Here is a 17,124-nt window from a genome sequence, read left to right as displayed (position 1 = left end):
CTAAATAACCTTGAGATGCGAGGCTATACGCACAGCATCAGAAAGTCATCTGAGGAGATGCAAAGCCTAATAAAAAGGGCACTTCAAGTAGAAGCGCCCTTTGTAATATTGATGGAAAAACTACTGCACTTGGCAGTTCAAACAAAATGCGTATTGACCTTTAGGATCGTTGAAGCTTTGGAGCAAGCTTGCGTCTTGTTCGAATTGTTGAGCTACGGGTTGAAGACTTTTTGGTAGCAAGCTTGTTGCATCAATACCTAGAGAGACTTTCACCTGTTTCATAAACTCTTGCAGAAATAGTTCAGTAGGTGAAAGAGGCTCTTCTACCCAGTAAATGCCGTAATCGGTCACGTTCGCTAGTTTCGCCGCTAGCTCTACAGCATCATCAAAGTCACCCATTTGATCGACAAGACCAAAGGATAGTGCATCTTGGCCAGTCCAAACTCGACCTTGAGCAACTTTGTCAACTTCCTCTAGAGACATATCGCGATTCTCGCCAACTAGAGAAATAAAGCGCTTGTAACCGTGTTCGATACCTAATTGGAACACTTGAGACGCGCCCTCAGAAAGGCCAGTGGTAATACCGTCACCTGAGAACGGCGATGTGCCAACGCCATCAGTATTAATACCTAACTTGCTAAAGCCTTTTTCAAACGTGGTGATGACACTAAATATACCAATGGAGCCCGTCAGGGTTGTTGGTTGAGCAACGATTTTGTCTGCGCTCATTGAAATCCAATAACCACCAGAAGCGGCCAAACTCGACATGGATACAACAACCGGCTTACCTGCTTGCTTCAGAGCTTCTACTTCGTTACGAATCACTTCAGAAGCAAAGGCACTGCCTCCTGGACTATCTACTCGTAATACGACCGCTTTCACTTTTTCATCATTGCGTGCTTGACGCAGCAAGCTTGCGACCGTGTCACCACCAACAGTTCCGCGAGGTTGTTGACCGTCCATAATCGCGCCACTGGCTAGAACAACGGCGATGTCGTGCTGAGGTAGTGTGTAATCGGGACGAATCGTTGCAAGGTAGTCGTAGTAACCAATCGCGTTGTAGCTGTCTTTGCCGTCACTACCAAACTGTTTTGCAAATAGAGTGCGAATGTCTTGGCGTGTCGCAAGTTCATCCACTAGCCCCAGTTTGACTGCGAGCTGAGCAATATCGCCATTTACAGACTTCATCTCGTTAATCAGCTCATCCATGGTTGGATTAAGCACTTTCGCATCAATGTTTCGGTTTGTTGTTACGTCATCAATAAAAGTACTCCACAATTGAGTAACCCAGCGTGTTGCTGACTCTTTCGCCGCATCGGACATGTCATCACGAATAAACGGTTCGATAGCGGATTTATAAGTACCTACGCGAAAAACATGAGTGGAAACGTCAAGCTTTTCAAGTAACGTTTTGTAGTACATTGAGTAAGCGCTGTAACCTTTAATCAATACACCACCATCAGGTGCCAGATAAACTTTGTCAGCGTAACTTGCCAAGTAATATTGGCTTTGGTTGTAGAAATCACCTACGGCGTAAACGGGTTTGCCTGACGCTTTAAATTCGTTCAACGCTTTCGCGATGTAACGTAGTTTCGTGAGATTTGTTTCTGGCATGTCTCGCAGTGCTAGCACTAATCCAGATACTTTAGGATCGTCTTTCGCGTAGCGAATAGTATCAACGATATCGAAAAGGACGTTTTCTTTCGGTAACTCATTACCCAAAAGGGAACCAGCAAAAGAGTCCATTGGGTTTACATAACGTCTTTGTTCGACAATTGGGCCTGAAAGGTTCATCACCAATGCCGATTCTTTTTCGACGACAGGTTGACCGTCTCCGGTATAAGTAAAGGCAAAGTAGAAAACGGCAATCATCAGCAAGAAAATTAGGTTTGCCAGTGCGAGTCTGATGAAAGTGATACTTTTCCATATCCCTTTAAATATCAAACCAATAAATTTGAAGAGTTTTTTCATCTTGTCTCCATAACGAGATAGTTACGCCGAGTCTAACAAAGTATGGGTTCTTATCTCTAAGATCTCAAAAGATAACATTTTTTTAGCTTATCACGACCACTCAACAATTGGCATATTTTCACACGAGATTGATCGGTGTTACAAAAATGTAAACGCTTGTTTGATTTTTTGGTTGAGCAGGCTTAATCTGGTCAGACCATGATAATAACAATGGATGTTAAGTGATGTCTGCCATGTACCCAAACCTATTAAAGCCACTGGATCTCGGTTTCACACAATTACGAAACCGAGTTCTGATGGGATCAATGCACACGGGCTTAGAAGAGCACAAAGAAGGATTACAGAAGCTCGCTGCTTTTTATGAAGAACGCGCGAAAGGCGGTGTCGGACTGATTGTAACCGGAGGTTTTTCTCCTAACTTACGCGGTCGTTTACACCCGTTGAGTGCTGAATTCAGCAAGCCAAAACATGCTAAAGCCCATAAAGTTGTGACAGAAGCGGTGCACAAGCACGGTGGTAAAATTGCGTTGCAAATTCTCCATGCTGGGCGTTATGCAATGCATCCATTCTCGCAAAGTGCATCTGGCATTAAAGCGCCAATTGCAAAGTTTGCTCCGAGTGAAATGAGCGACCGCCAGATAAAGAAAACCATCGACGCGTTTGCTAATAGTGCGGAGTTAGCACAGCTTGCTGGTTATGATGGCGTCGAGTTAATGGGCTCGGAAGGTTACTTGATAAACCAATTCTTATGTAAACGTACTAATATGCGTTACGACGAATGGGGTGGCAGCTATAAAAAACGTATGCGTTTTCCGCTAGAAATTGTTAAAGCGGTACGCAAGGCGGTAGGTGACAAGTTCATCATCATCTTCCGTCTTTCTATGCTGGATCTTGTCGAGCAGGGCAGCACTTTTGAAGACGTTATCGAATTGGCGAAAGCACTTGAAGAGGCTGGCGTCACGATTATTAATACGGGTATCGGTTGGCATGAGGCTCGAATTCCGACAATTGCGACTCAAGTACCACGCGGTGCGTTTACATGGGTTACGGAAAAAGTTAAACCTCACGTTTCGGTTCCTATTATCACTTGCAACCGTATAAATACGCCAGATGAAGCAGAACGTATTTTATCTTCAGGTCATGCCGACATGGTTTCGATGGCGCGCCCATTCTTGGCCGATCCTTACTTTGTTGCTAAAGCCGAACAGGAAAAAGCGCAGCTTATTAATACGTGTATTGGTTGTAATCAGGCGTGTCTAGATAACGTGTTTAAAGGTAAGCGCGCCAGTTGCTTAGTGAACCCTCTAGCGTGCTATGAAACCGAAATTGTTGTTGAACCAGCCTTTAAAAAGAAAAACATTGCAGTTGTTGGTGCTGGACCTGCGGGCTTGGCTTGTGCGACCACACTGGCTGAACGTGGCCATAAGGTTGATTTGTTCGAAAAGAACGACCGCATCGGTGGTCAGTTCCGTCTTGCGATGCAGATCCCTGGTAAGGAAGAGTTTCGAGAGACGATACGATATTTCGCTAACCGTATTGATGAAACAGGCGTGAATCTGCACTTATCGACGGAAGCGAACTATGACTTACTCACAGAATACGATGAGATAGTGATGGCATCGGGTGTTGAGCCACGTAAAGTCAATATTGATGGAATTGATAATCCAGAGAAAGTCGTCGACTATCAAACTCTCATTCGAGACAAAACGCCAGTTGGTGAGAAAGTGGCTATCGTTGGTGCTGGTGGCATTGGCGTAGATGTCGCGACCATGCTCACAGAGCCAGTTGGACAAACGTTGGATGACTGGTTGCATGAATGGGGAATCGACAAGGAGATGTCCCAACCGGGTGGTTTATACCCTTATCCTGATGCGGTCAGCGATAAAGAAGTCTGGGTGCTTCAGCGTCGTAAAGGTCGTGTAGGTAAAGGTCCGGGTAAAACAACAGGTTGGATCCATAAACGTACCCTTGAAAAACGTGGCGTACATTTAGTCGGTGGCGTGTCTTACGATAAAATTGATGATCAAGGTTTGCACATTCATGTAGATGGAAAAGAACAATTATTGAACGCGGACAAAGTCGTCATTTGTGCGGGGCAAGAGTCTGTTCGTCCATTTGAAGATAAATGGTCTGAACTTGGAGAGAAAATTCATATCATTGGCGGAGCTGACCATGCGGGTGAACTTGATGCTGTGCGTGCGATTCGTCAAGGTGTTAAATTGGCGGTAAAACTCTAGCCTTTTAATGTGTGTTTACCATAAAAGCTGCGCTTTGAGCGCAGCTTTTTTGTATAGAACTAGTCACTGATATCTGGCAGTTGTTTGGCCATTACCACGCCAGAAAAAGTAATAAAAGAGAACACTAACACCACAGCTGAAAGGCTCAAGAAGTTCGACATAACACCAAGAGAGCTCATTAGAAGCAGCATTATCCCAACCACTGTGTTACTCACGGCTACATAGCTCGTTCGTTTGTCACCTTCTGCGATATCAACTAAATAGGTTTTTCGTCCGACTCGTATTCCGTCGTGGGCAATACAAACACAAAAGTAAAGCAGAGGAATCACGAATAGGAAGCTTTGGCTAGCGGTGACCCATGTATCGTAAACAAATAACACAACACCAAGTAGCGCGCTCATCATTGCGCCTATGACCATCACACTGCGGCTAGAGCGATCGGACATTCTTCCCCAGAAAGGACCTGACACAAAGGAGGCTAAGCCACTCGCAAACATAAAGAGAGCTAGCACCCAGATCTGTCCACCCAGAGATTGCTGTGCCAGCACAACGTAGTACGGTGCACTCAGCGCAGAACATAAAAATAGTGTCCGCGTGATAACGAATCGACGAAAGGTCACGTCTGTCTTAAGTAACGCGAGTTGTTTAAATGCTTCGAGGACGCCATTTCGACCACCGTCTACCTCACCGGCATACTCATTAATTCGCGCATAGACGAATGCCGCGATGAGCCATATGACGCCCGCTAAGCCTAAACTCAGACCGTAAAAGCGCTCTGTCGGCTCTACGTCCCATAACCAGGCTAGTGCCAGAAGGCTCGCGAAAAGCAGCGTAACCAGGCCAGCAGCGCTTGAAGACCAGCCGTTGACTTGACCTCGTTGGTTTTTAGGGATGGTTTTGCCCAATATATCTTTTGATGCGACGGAATTTAAACCGCGTGAGAGGCTGAAGATCACAAGGCATGCAATCACACCATAACCCGCAGCTGCTCCTGTTAGAGTTAATGCGACCAATCCGATTGCAAATATGGAAAGAGCCTGCAAGATGCTGCCAATTACCCAGACCCATTTTCTTACTGGAATGCGTCGGATGTAGTGCGCGATGCTAAGTTGTGGGATAAGGGATCCTGACTCACGAATAGGAACCAGCCAACCAATTAAGTAAACCGGAGCCCCGAGACTTTGTAGTATCCACGGCAACGTGACTTTAGGATTGATTAACGCATCGCCGACTTTCGTTAAAAACTGAGCGAGAATGATTTTAAGAAAGTTGCCGGGAACTTGATGACAAGCTGATTCAGGAATCGCCTTACAGGCACGGGCATCTTCGTCATTAACGATCTTTTCGTAAATGCTGTTTTGTTTGTCCTTGTTCATCAACCTGCCTATGTTCAACTTATTCATTTCGCGAATAAATTAACATTAAACCCAGATTGATGTTAAGTGAAGCACGTTATCAAGCCCACAGAAAACCGGTTGTTATTCGCAGGAGCAGATTGTGCTAAAGTGGCGTAAACAAAATAACAACGATATTCAATAAGGATTCTTTCATGGACGCTCTCGATCTTTTGCTCAATCGCCGATCTATCGCGAAGTTATCCGCGCCTGCACCAGAAGGTAAAGCTCTTGAGAACATCATTCGTGCTGGCCTTCGTGCGCCTGACCATGCGGGATTAACCCCTTGGCGTTTCGTTATCGCACAGGGCGATGGTTTGAAAAAACTGTCAGATATCTTGGTAAAAGCGGCAGAAGCTGAAAATAGTGATGAAGCGGTGGTCGAAAAGGTAAAGAATGCCCCATTTCGCGCACCAATGGTGATCACGGTGATTGCTAAAGTAACAGAACATGAGAAAGTACCAGCACTAGAGCAACACTTATCTGCGGGATGCGCTGTACAAGCGATGCAAATGGCAGCCGTAGCACAAGGCTTTCAAGGATTTTGGCGCTCAGGTAAGTGGATGTTCCATCCAGAAGTTCATCAAGCATTTGGTTTAGAAGGTGACGATGAGATTGTTGGTTTCTTGTACTTAGGCACGCCTGGTTGTACACCGATGAAAGTTCCTGAGCGTGACCTTTCTCAGTTTGTTGAATTTCTATAACTGAAAACTTAAATAAATTGACTGTTTATTTATACAGTTTTTCTTGATTTATTAGGGCTACATTCGATAATGTGGCCCTAATTATATTTATTTCCAAAACGTTATGTCTCGTCTGTTTATTGCTGAAAAACCAAGTTTAGGCCGTGCGATTGCCGCTGCACTGCCAAACCCTCAAAAGAAAGATCAAGGATTCATCCGCTGTGGGAACGGGGATATCGTTACTTGGTGTATCGGCCACTTACTCGAACAAGTCGAACCCGACGCTTACGATGAGCGTTATAAAAAGTGGAATATGGCAGATTTACCAATTGTTCCGCAGCAATGGCAGCTCAGACCGAGGAAAAGTGCAAGTAAGCAATTAACAGTGATTCGCAAATTGCTCAAAGAAGCTAACGAAGTCATTCATGCAGGAGACCCTGACCGCGAGGGGCAGCTGTTAGTTGATGAAGTCCTCGACTATTGCAAGTTATCTAAAACCAAGAAGGAATCCACACAGCGTTTGCTGATTTCCGACTTGAACTTACCTGCGGTTAAACGTGCACTCAGTTCTATGCGCAGTAATCGAGAGTTTATCCCACTTTCAGTTTCTGCATTGGCCCGCTCTCGGGCTGATTGGCTGTATGGTATGAACATGTCTCGTGCTTATACCTTGCTTGGTCAAAAAGCAGGGTATCAAGGTGTTCTCTCGGTAGGGCGAGTGCAAACGCCAGTTCTTGGCTTAGTGGTGCGTCGTGATGAAGAAATCGAAAACTTTGTCCCGAAGGACTATTTTACCCTACATGCTCTGATCCCATATCAAGATGCCAATGGTACTTTTGATATTCGTGCTCGTTGGAAGCCAAGTGAGGCATGCAAGCCTTGGCAGGACGAAGAAGGTCGAGTATTAAACCGTAAGTTGGTGGAAAATGTTGCAAACCGTATTGCAAATCAACCCGCAAAAGTGACAGAGTCGGAACAAAAGCAAACCAAGCAATCAGCACCATTACCCTATTCGTTATCTGCTTTACAGATCGATGCCGCGAAGCGCTATGGTATGAGTGCGCAACAAGTACTAGATACTTGTCAGGCATTGTATGAAAAGCACAAGCTGATCACTTACCCGCGTTCAGATTGTCGCTATTTACCAATGGAACACTACTCACAAGCAGGGACGGTGACAACTGCTATTGCGAATAACGCAAAAGAGTTGCAAGTTGCCGTTCAGGGAGCAGACTTAACATTAAAGTCCAAAGCCTGGAACGATAAAAAAGTGGATGCGCACCATGCGATTATCCCTACACCGAAGCAAGCTAATGTGAATGCGCTTTCCGGCAATGAGATGAAAGTGTATCAATTGATTGCGCGCCAGTACCTCATGCAGTTCTATCCGGCGGCGGTTTACGCAGAAGCGAAATTGGTTTTCGATATCGCTGGTGGTACGTTTGTCGCGAAAGGTCGTCAGTTAGTTTCGCCGGGTTGGAAAGCGCTAATGGGCAAAACTGACAAGGAAGATGAAGGTATTGATGCCGTGCCACCGCTACCCGAAGGCACCGTGTTAACTTGTCGTGAAGGGGAAATAAAAGACCGAAAAACCGAGCCACCAAAGCATTTTACCGAGGCATCGCTGTTGCAAGCGATGACCGGGATCGCCCGTTATGTTGCGGATAAAGAACTGAAAAAAATCCTTCGTGACACTGATGGGCTAGGCACGGAAGCGACTCGCGCTGGTATTTTGGACACGCTGTTCAAACGCCAACTGCTTACGCGTCAAGGTAAGTCAATTCTCAGTTCTCCTGCGGGAAGAGGTCTCATTCATGCCTTGCCAGAAGATTCAACATACCCTGATATGACGGCTCATTGGGAGCACCAGTTACAAGGTATGGCAGAGAGAAATCAAGCATATCAGCCGTTCATGCAAGCACTGGAACAACGCATTGATAGCTTGATGGCACAAGTAAAAGCAGGGCCTATCCCTGATTCATTACGTCATCTACCCAAGGTGGAACGTCCTGCGTTTAAACGTAAAAAGCGCAGTTATTCAAAGAATGGTGGCGCGACTAAATCTCGTTCAACCAAAGGTAAGTAGGCAAAGGACAAGCGCGGCGTAATTAAACTCCGCGCATGCTTGAAAATAGATTACTCGAACAGATCACCGTGGTTTTGGATCGCGCCTCTTACTTCACCTTGAGTTAACACGCGTTTGTCCAGTACCTCTTTCACCTGGTTGCCCAAGTCAACTAATGTATCTCGATTCGCTTGAGTTTGGCGTTTACCAGCACTTCTCAAGCAGTAATTTAGTTCGTGCTCTTCGCTAAAATTAACCAAATCCCTATCTGCTGCCATCGTGCTTTCTCCTTATTTGTTCTACTTTTTCCTAAGTCTGGATTGGATGTAGATAAATTCAAGTTAGATTGCACGAATTATGCTGGTGGATCACTGATGAACATTATGTTTGCCAACCAAGTCACGATTATGAAGCCTGGCTTTGATGATATTTGGTTTAGTGATGGTTGTGTCTTAATGCTGCTACCAAGGTAACTCAGTACCATCGTAGTTAATAAATCGACCTGAAAGCTGCGGTGTGCTCAGCTCTATCACGTTCGCTAGGCCTTGTGCGGAGGTTTGCGTATCTATCAAAGCATTTGGCCCGCCCATCGCCGTTTTTACCCAACCAGGGTGAAGCGCCAAAACAGTAAACCCTTCAGGTGTTAAATCATTACTTAAGCTTTTAACAACCGAGTTAAGCGCCGCTTTCGATGAGCGATAAATATAGCCGCCACCGGACGTATTTTCGGTCATACTGCCGACTTTTGATGAGATACAAGCAATCTTTTTTATCTTGCCTTGTTGTAAGCGAGGGTAACAGTACTCAACCAGTTTTAACGGAGCAATGGTGTTTACTTCGAAGACTTTACGCCATGCTTCTACGTCAGTGTTTCCAAAGCCATATCCCTTGGGGCCGTAATATCCTGCATTATTGATGAGTAAGTCGATGGCAGGGAGTTTATCGGCAAGCTTAGCGACTTGTTCGTAGTGAGTGACATCCAGTTCGTGCAAAACCAGATTACTGAATTGTGAGGCTAGAGTTTGTAGTTCTGAACTGTTCTCTAAGGAACGGCTAGTAGCATGTACTTGGTGGCCTTGCTTCAGGTACAGCTCAGTTAAGCTAAGGCCAATGCCGCGATTTGCTCCGGTAATAAAGACGGTTTGACTCATACAAACACCTATGTTTTTTTGATTTCAGTTGAAAGTCATTGTGTTAGTTAAGCACAATAAAATCAACCAACCACCACGCACCAACAACAAGAGATGAAAATAGGGACAGGGCACAAAGAGAGCCAAACAGTGCGCCGAGAATAGCAAAGAAAGTAGAATTCATATGTATATTAAATTTAATTGATATTGAAAATCATTATCAATTAAATTGCGTTTTATTCAACCCTTTAAGTTGATACTATTTCGTTACCATTGTTATTAAGAATTTCTCATGCTGCCATTTATCTACCACCCGATTTATTCTCAACTTGAGTTGCCAGAGGGGCATCGTTACCCAATTATGAAATACCAGTACCTCTATGAATCGGTATTGGTGCATATGGAGAAAGATAACTGGAAAGAGCACGCGCAGTTTTTCCAGCCCGAAGCATTAACTGTTGGGGAAGTAAAACGTGTTCATGACGAGGAATACGTCGAGTTACTTGTTAGTGGAAACATGCCAGCTGCGAAGATGCGCCGAATAGGTTTTCCTTGGAGTGAGTCTCTCATTACCAGAACGCTAACTTCAGCAGCGGGCACGGCTCTGACCGCAAAAAAGGCACTTGAGTACGGTGTGGCCATTCATTTGAGTGGTGGGTATCACCACGCACACAAAGAGTTTGGCAGTGGTTTTTGTTTATTTAATGACTTAGTGATCGCGGCCAGGCAAGCGCTCGAAGTCGAGCATGTCGATAAAGTATTGATCATTGATAGTGATGTTCACCATGGGGATGGAACAGCAACTTTATGTGACGATGAGCCAGATATCATCACGCTTTCTTTCCACTGTGATAAAAACTTCCCAGCGAGGAAGCCTCAGTCTGACCTCGATGTGCCTATGGCGCGAGGAACAGGTGATGAGGATTTTTTAATGGCGTTTAAAGAAGTGGTCGATATGGCACTTAATCTTCATCGCCCTGATTTGGTTATCTACGATGCTGGTGTCGATATACATCAAGACGATGAGCTTGGATATTTTGATGTGTCGACGCAAGGGATTTTAGAACGTGATAGATTTTTAATGCAAACAGTGAAATCTCGAGGTATCCCTGTCGCAGCTGTCGTTGGAGGTGGATATCGAACGAATCATGCTGACCTCGTCCCAATTCATTTGCAGCTTATCAATGCCGCTAAAGAAGTCTTTATTGATGAGTAGATACAACTAGATGTAAATATCAAATTGATTCAACACTGGAACGAACGAAAAGGGCATTAATTTTTTGTGGGTTCTTTCGGAGTGTGGCGGAGTGCTTAGTTGCGTTCAAGAAGTGATAAGTGATTTGTACAAATCTTTTAAGTCTGGAGATGCAAAAAAGCCCGCTAATTTCTTAGCGGGCTTTTTCTAAAAGTGGCGGAGAGATAGGGATTTGAACCCTAGATACGCTATTAACGTATGCCGGTTTTCAAGACCGGTGCTTTCAACCACTCAGCCATCTCTCCGTTGTTGAGGCGCATAATATAAGGCTTTGAAAATGTTGTAAACCCCTAGTTGAACTGATTGGATGTTTACTGCGCAAATTTGTGGTTTGTGTTGTTTAAATAAACAAAAACTCCCCAAAAAGGGGAGTTTGAATAGTATATGGATTGCTAGGTATTAATCGTTTTTAGAATAAAAACGCTGTAACTCAGTTAAACCTTGCATCAAAACTGGCAACTTCGGTGCATCATCTCTAAGTCGTTTGTAGTTTTTGTCATACAGCTTGTAGTTGCCAAACTTATCGATCACTGTGGTTTGCGAGCTAGTAATTAAGGCAAGCTCGCGAGTATCGCCCGCCAAGATCCAGCGACGACGGCTTTCATCGAATAGGTTGCGACCACTACTGTAATCATATGGGTTGGAAGATACGCCGAGCATATCTTGCAACAGTGTAACCGAGAGGTCCAAGTGGCTTGTGCTGTGATTAAACTCGCCAGCCAGCATTCCAGGCCAATGGATCACCATCGGAACTTGTAATTGATAACGGCTGTAGTTGCTGTTTGCTCCCCAGCTGTTCGTATTGGTTTCGTTAAATTCACTACCGTGATTAGAAGTGATGATTACGATGGTGTTTGTCAGTTGTCCCGTCGTTTCTAGTTCATCAATAATACCGGCGATAGTTCTATCCGCCGACTTCACTGCATATTCATAAGCTTTTTTGAATCGCTCACTTGCGGGCATTTCTTCGTCATTATTTGAAGGAATCGATTCAAAATTATCAACGGTGGTGACTTCGATGTAACTAAACCATGGCTGACTTGCTTTCTCTGCTAACCATGTATTCCAGTTTGCGATAGATTGTTTATCGGTATGAGCTTGCGTGCCATCTAGGTCTTCCGCTAAGTTCAAGTCGCGGAAAATAATTTCTGAGTAGAGATCATCTTCAAACCCACTGCCACTGAATAAACCAAAGTTGTAGCCCTGATCTTTCAGTACATCGAGCAATACTGGGGAAGCACCTTGCGCCTTGATGCTTGATGCATAACTGGTCGGTAAGCCATAGAACAAACCAAAGGCCCCGTATGTATCATTACTTGAGCTGTAATGATTACGGAAGTTCTGATTGTTTTCAGCAAACTCATAGAGGTTAGGCATCTCTTCTTGGTTAAGCGCATCCGCTCGTAAATTATTTATGCTGATCATCAACACATTGAGCTTATTAACTCGGCGGTTAAACTCAAGCTTTTCAAGAGGGTAGTTGACTAACTCTACGTTGCCTTCGTTTTCTGCTAAACGTTTTAGGTATTCCTCACGGTCAAGTAGACCATGTTTTTCCATAAAACTCTTCGCCGTCATCGGATAAGACAAAGGGAAGTTTGAACGCTGGCTAGTAATTGGGTTGTAAAAATATGCATCTGCCCAAATGTAAACCAAATGGCTGGTCATAAAGCTGAGGAAAAAGACGGCCGCGAGAGGGCGTCCTACGTGCTTATGAGATAGTTTGCGCTGTTTTCGCCATACCCATTCGGATAGTGCGAGTTGAATAAGGAAGATCAGCGGCATCACAACAAATAAATGTTGTAGGTCAGTGCTGAGCGCACTTTTGTCTTCGCTGAATAGTAACTCCCAGACAACGGGAGTTAAGTGCAAATTGATCGACTGATACGCTTGGGTATCAATTAATAATATGGTTTGCCCAACGGTTGCGAAAATCACTGCCACCAAACGGAACAACTTCCGCGATGGCAGGATAAACGTCAACGGGAATAGAACAAGCAAGTAAAGTGCGAAAACTAGAAAGCCAAAGTGACCAACCCAAGAAACCGCCAGATAAAACTGACCAAGTAACGTCTCGGGCCAAGGAGACTGAACAATGTAGCGTGTGCCTATCAACATCGATGCAACGATATTGAAGAATGCAAACCAGTGACCCCAACCAACTAGTCGAGATACACGTTCGCCGTATGAGTTTCCGCTGTCTACCATGTATGTGTTCTATTGTCCGTGATTAGTGTGTTTTTGGTGTTTCTAAAGAAGACATCAGCGCCTGAGCAAATTTTTCAGCAATCGCTTTGCGTTGTGAAGCAGCAACACGTTGATTTAAGACATTGGTTGCGATATTTCCGGCAATCATTAGCGTCAACTCAGGAGAAGCAGCGTGTTTTTCAAGAACTGTTGCTACTTCAGCAAGAATTTTTTCTACTTGCTCGTCAGTATATTTAGATGTAATCGGCATAAAGACTCTAATAATGATAGTAAAAGCGGCTTATGATAACCTACAATGCCCATCAACTAAAACCTTGTAGCAAGATAAAATCACTATGAGTCTTCATCTTTCAAACGTTATTCTGCATCAACTGTGCAAAAACGATCAGGACGAGCTGGTTGTAAACTTTCGTCCAGCATCATTAGAGAACGATGCATCTACAGAAAACTTAGTCGCTGAGCTTCACCGAGTATTCCATTCTAAAGCTGGTAAAGGTTTTGGCGCTTTCCAGTCAGACAGCGAATTTCAATTTTGGCTTCAAGAAATGCGCAAAGGAGAGCGAGATTTTTACGACTTCTCACAAATTAGTGCAAATCGCTTGAAAGAAGAGTTGATTAAGTACCCATTTGCGGATGAAGGTATCTTGGTTTTCGCAGAGTATCAGAGTTTAGCAACGGACTACTTGTTCATCGGTATCCTACCAATGAATCAAAGTTTAAAAGTGACCGAAGGTTTGGACATCAGTGCGACAGATTACTTAGATATCACCAAAATGGATATTGCCGCACGCATCGACCTGTCGAGCTACGAGACCGACAAGGAATCCAATCGTTATCTGCAATACATTAAAGGACGCGTTGGCCGTAAAGTGGCGGACTTCTTCCTAGATTTTCTGCAAGCGGATATTGGCTTAGATACTAAACAACAAAACTTAGTGTTGATGCAGGCGGTGGATGATTTTTGTGCTGACTCGAAGCTAGAAAAGCAAGAAGTGAACGAGTACAAGAAACAAGTTTACGACTACTGCAATGAGCAAATTAAATCCGGTGATGAAGTTCAAATCTCAGAGCTTTCCGGAGAGCTTCCTCAAAGCCAAGATGGCACGAGCTTTATGGATTTCACCAAAGAGCAAGGGTACGAACTTGAAGAGTCTTTCCCAGGTGATCGTGCGACGGTTCGCAAACTGACTAAATTTGTTGGAGCTGGTGGTGGTTTGAATATTAGCTTCGATAGTCTCTTACTTGGCGAGCGTATTTTTTATGATCCAGAGACGGATACCTTAACGATTAAAGGGACGCCTCCAAATCTAAAAGATCAGTTAAGTCGCAATTAAAATCATATCGTTAAATAAAGAGAGCAAACGGCTCTCTTTTTTTATGTGAATAAGAAACATCCATAGTATATGCTTGTAATTAATGGAGATATGCGAGGGGCAAGTGTTGCTGAAGCTAAAAGAAGAAATACGGCGGTTTGTTTGGTTCTGGTTCGTTTTGTGGTGTGTTTTAGCACTTGGCATTTGGCTGCAAGCCAAACAAACGATTCAAACGATTTCGACTGTAAATGAGTTAGGAAGTAAAGTTGAAGAAGTCAGGCACTTTTTTAACTTCGATCTGCCTTACCGTGTTAAACACGTCGACCAAATTTCACTGAAACTTCAGTTGGCTTATGCAGTTCGCTTACAGCTTGAAAGTGAGTTTTCTGAAGGGAAAATCACACCAGACATCACTCAATTGCTTTATACGACCGACCGATTTTTAGAAAGTGCTCGAGCTTTTGTAAGAAGTGACAGTGAATTGGTTTCGTTAGCAGAACAGTTACGAAGCAGCCGTGCTCGAACAGAAAACTCTGATCAAATTCAGGCAATGTACTATCGCTTAGGTGCGCTTGTTTTTGAGTCTGTCTTTAGTGACTCTGCAACGAATAGCGATACTTACCGTGACTTAGACCGACTTTTTATTGAATCAGAGACGCTCTCTCCCGAAGAGCGAAGTGCTCTTCAGCGCCAGCTTGCTCAAACCTCAAGCGCACTATCTGCTCAGGCACAGGGCAGTTATTTATCCAATCAACTGCTTAATCCAGATTTCCCGAACCAGTTAACTTCGATAAATGATCAGTTGGAACAGAAGCTAATGACTTTTATTGTTTGGTTGTCTGTAATCAGTGGTTTGCTCCTTTTCCTCATTTCATGGGGAGCCTTCTCCCCAAAAACGATTCAACCGATACCACTACCCAGAACCGATGATAAAAAGTCAGAGCAAGTTGGCGATGATGAAAATGGAGCTAACACTGTTCCCTCAGCTCAGTCAGAAAATTTTCAAAACGTCCAAATGAACGAAAAAAGCTGTAATGAGGTGAATTCATCACAAGTGGAAGTAGTGGAACGTGAGCCGTACATAGATATCAATAAAATGTTAGATTCTCTGTCTGGTGACGAGGGCGCTGTGCGGATGTTACTGGAGGTCTTTATTCAGGACCACTCTGGCGATGGCACTAAAATGTATCAGCTGTTAGAAGAGGATAAAGAGCAAGCGCAAAGAGCCGCACACAGCCTTAAAGGGGTCTCAGGGAGTTTAGGTGCAATGCCACTGCACTGTATTTCGGGTGATATTGAACTGTTGATTAAACAAGGGCAAAAAGTGCCGGAAGAGAAGTTGGCATGTTTAGATGATGTCCTAAAACAAACCATACTTTTTGCTAATAATGTTCTCAATAGTGAAAAGATAACAGAAGCGCTAACAGATTGATATTGCTCTGACTTAATGTCATAAGAGTTGAGGTAATAAAGGCTCGAACTATATGACTTAGTTCGCTTTATTCCTGTTCTATACAATTTGTTAAAGGTGTTTTCATGTCCGTTCGCCGAATGTCTTCAATGATGTTGATAGGGCTGGTTATGATGCTTTCAGGGTGCTCCCTGCTCGAAGTCAAGATCGAGAGTCAAACCGTCCCTCTTACCAAACAAGAGCTCAATATGCGTCTTTTGACTCGTGAGTATGCGCAGCAGTTTTTTGCTCAGGTTGAGCAAGCAGCAGACGCACTACACGAACAATATGAGCCTCATGATAAAGTTCATCAATCTTATATTTTACTTTGGAAGATAAATGCTGAAGAAGGCATCCAAGCTTCTGCATACCAAGTGTCCCCAATGGCTGCACTGATTGATACATGGACTTTCACGCTACAAATGGAACAGTTCTTTACTACCGCTTCGGGTAATGAGCTCTTTGCGTCTGATGAGGCCAAGTTAGTTTCCGTTTATTTAGCGAAAGAGGTAGATAAACTGGCTCAATCTTTATTGAAGAAAGAAGCATACATCAAGACACAAACGTTTGTTGCAGAGTTCGCCAAGCAGCATCCATTCGCTGATTTAAGCATGATTAGGACTCCGGCTTACCGTGGGTGGTTAGATGCAAACCAAATTAGCGAAGAGGAAGCCGTTACAACGCTAGGCACGATGCCAGAAGCACTTGGGGATGTCTCTGATCGTCTAAGTCTGGTATCAGAACAGACACCAAAAATTATGACGTGGAAAGCGCAGTTGTTGGCCTTGAATAGCTCTGCCAGTATCGAAAAAGTCAATGCGGCGCTCAATAGTTTGCAAGTTACCGCTGATTCGATGAGGGATTTTATCGATAACAACCCAGAGTACATGCGTTATTTGGCAGAACAAATGGCGCTGGAGTTACAACCTTTGGTTGACGATATCGATCAAAGGACGGAGGCGCGTTTATCTCAGTTGGGTGAAGAACGCCAAGCTATAGAGCTGATGGTTGCCAGAGAACGTCAAGAAATCGCACAGATCATTACCCATGAGCGCGAGAAGTTTGCTCAAGATATGGATCGAGTGTCGCAAGAGGTTGTGAATCTCGCAATGACTAAGCTGATTGAACTTGTCAAAAGTACCATCATCTACTTTATTCTGTTCATTGCCGTTATATTCTTTGCACCGCTTGGCTTGGGCTATTGGTTTGGGAAGCGTGCAGCCGTAAAAACGCCAGTAAAACAAAGCTAACGATTTGTTTTGGAAATAAAAAAAAGAGCGCTTTAAAGCGCTCTTTTTTAGTATTGTGTGTGCCGTCCTAAATAAGGTTGACACTTTCCACCCCCCAAAATTGGAGAGTGTTATGAAATCAACAACTAAAAGAACTCAGCGCGATTACTCCCTCGCTTTTAAACTCAC

At 44.1% G+C, this 17,124-nt stretch carries 13 protein-coding genes and 1 tRNA gene; 7 read left to right on the top strand and 7 right to left on the bottom strand.

Features of this window, described 5'->3' with window-relative positions:
- Nucleotides 1-120: 120 nt before the first annotated feature.
- Nucleotides 121-1,971, bottom strand: a complete 1,851-nt coding sequence (sppA, locus tag R7Q38_RS14080) for a signal peptide peptidase SppA (protein WP_318114265.1) — start codon at nt 1,969-1,971, stop codon at nt 121-123.
- Between the two features lie 224 nt (nt 1,972-2,195).
- Between sppA and R7Q38_RS14075 the strand changes: the two genes are divergently transcribed.
- On the top strand, nt 2,196-4,208 hold the full coding sequence (locus R7Q38_RS14075) for an NADPH-dependent 2,4-dienoyl-CoA reductase (RefSeq protein WP_025767194.1): 2,013 nt from the start codon (nt 2,196-2,198) through the stop codon (nt 4,206-4,208).
- A 59-nt stretch (nt 4,209-4,267) separates the two neighbouring features.
- On the opposite strand, the gene R7Q38_RS14070 is transcribed toward R7Q38_RS14075, so the two are convergent.
- Nucleotides 4,268-5,584, bottom strand: coding sequence for an MFS transporter (locus R7Q38_RS14070; protein ID WP_239939135.1), 1,317 nt, complete (start codon nt 5,582-5,584; stop codon nt 4,268-4,270).
- A gap of 173 nt (nt 5,585-5,757) precedes the next feature.
- On the opposite strand from R7Q38_RS14070, the gene R7Q38_RS14065 reads away from it, so the two are divergent.
- Nucleotides 5,758-6,306 carry an NAD(P)H nitroreductase gene (locus R7Q38_RS14065; RefSeq protein ID WP_005380711.1) on the top strand — a complete coding sequence of 183 codons (549 nt, stop codon included), beginning with the start codon at nt 5,758-5,760 and terminating at the stop codon, nt 6,304-6,306.
- 103 nt (nt 6,307-6,409) lie between these two features.
- On the top strand, nt 6,410-8,371 hold the full coding sequence (locus R7Q38_RS14060) for a DNA topoisomerase III (protein WP_054577625.1): 1,962 nt from the start codon (nt 6,410-6,412) through the stop codon (nt 8,369-8,371).
- Between the two features lie 50 nt (nt 8,372-8,421).
- On the opposite strand, the gene R7Q38_RS14055 is transcribed toward R7Q38_RS14060, so the two are convergent.
- Entirely contained in the window at nt 8,422-8,628 is a 207-nt protein-coding gene (locus R7Q38_RS14055) for a hypothetical protein (RefSeq protein WP_005380717.1), read from the bottom strand.
- 183 nt (nt 8,629-8,811) lie between these two features.
- Nucleotides 8,812-9,501 (bottom strand): SDR family oxidoreductase, encoded by a 690-nt coding sequence (locus R7Q38_RS14050; protein ID WP_206949290.1) that lies wholly within the window; start codon nt 9,499-9,501, stop codon nt 8,812-8,814.
- 271 nt (nt 9,502-9,772) lie between these two features.
- Here R7Q38_RS14050 and R7Q38_RS14045 point away from each other — a divergent pair, with 271 nt between their 5' ends.
- On the top strand, nt 9,773-10,696 hold the full coding sequence (locus R7Q38_RS14045; RefSeq protein WP_239939136.1) for a histone deacetylase: 924 nt from the start codon (nt 9,773-9,775) through the stop codon (nt 10,694-10,696).
- Nucleotides 10,697-10,889: 193 nt separating this feature from the next.
- Here the strand turns inward: R7Q38_RS14045 and R7Q38_RS14040 are convergent.
- The 3 genes from R7Q38_RS14040 to R7Q38_RS14030 form a co-directional block, all read right to left on the bottom strand.
- A tRNA-Ser gene (locus tag R7Q38_RS14040) sits at nt 10,890-10,980 on the bottom strand.
- A gap of 154 nt (nt 10,981-11,134) precedes the next feature.
- Nucleotides 11,135-12,943, bottom strand: coding sequence for a DUF3413 domain-containing protein (locus R7Q38_RS14035; protein ID WP_005380721.1), 1,809 nt, complete (start codon nt 12,941-12,943; stop codon nt 11,135-11,137).
- Nucleotides 12,944-12,965: 22 nt separating this feature from the next.
- Nucleotides 12,966-13,193 (bottom strand): YejL family protein, encoded by a 228-nt coding sequence (locus R7Q38_RS14030; protein WP_005380722.1) that lies wholly within the window; start codon nt 13,191-13,193, stop codon nt 12,966-12,968.
- A gap of 85 nt (nt 13,194-13,278) precedes the next feature.
- Here R7Q38_RS14030 and yejK point away from each other — a divergent pair, with 85 nt between their 5' ends.
- The 3 genes from yejK to R7Q38_RS14015 all read left to right on the top strand — a co-directional run bounded on the left by yejK (nt 13,279) and on the right by R7Q38_RS14015 (nt 16,956).
- On the top strand, nt 13,279-14,277 hold the full coding sequence (yejK, locus tag R7Q38_RS14025) for a nucleoid-associated protein YejK (protein WP_005380723.1): 999 nt from the start codon (nt 13,279-13,281) through the stop codon (nt 14,275-14,277).
- Between the two features lie 82 nt (nt 14,278-14,359).
- Nucleotides 14,360-15,688, top strand: coding sequence for an Hpt domain-containing protein (locus R7Q38_RS14020; RefSeq protein ID WP_238844206.1), 1,329 nt, complete (start codon nt 14,360-14,362; stop codon nt 15,686-15,688).
- Nucleotides 15,689-15,792: 104 nt separating this feature from the next.
- On the top strand, nt 15,793-16,956 hold the full coding sequence (locus R7Q38_RS14015; protein ID WP_213911059.1) for a chemotaxis protein: 1,164 nt from the start codon (nt 15,793-15,795) through the stop codon (nt 16,954-16,956).
- The last annotated feature ends 168 nt before the right edge of the window (nt 16,957-17,124 follow it).

This window comes from Vibrio sp. Vb0598, from assembly GCF_033338935.1.
In the GTDB taxonomy this organism is placed as follows: Bacteria; Pseudomonadota; Gammaproteobacteria; order Enterobacterales; family Vibrionaceae; genus Vibrio; species Vibrio alginolyticus.
Note: the sequence above shows the minus strand (reverse complement) of the source record. Positions and strands in the feature narration are given on the sequence as shown.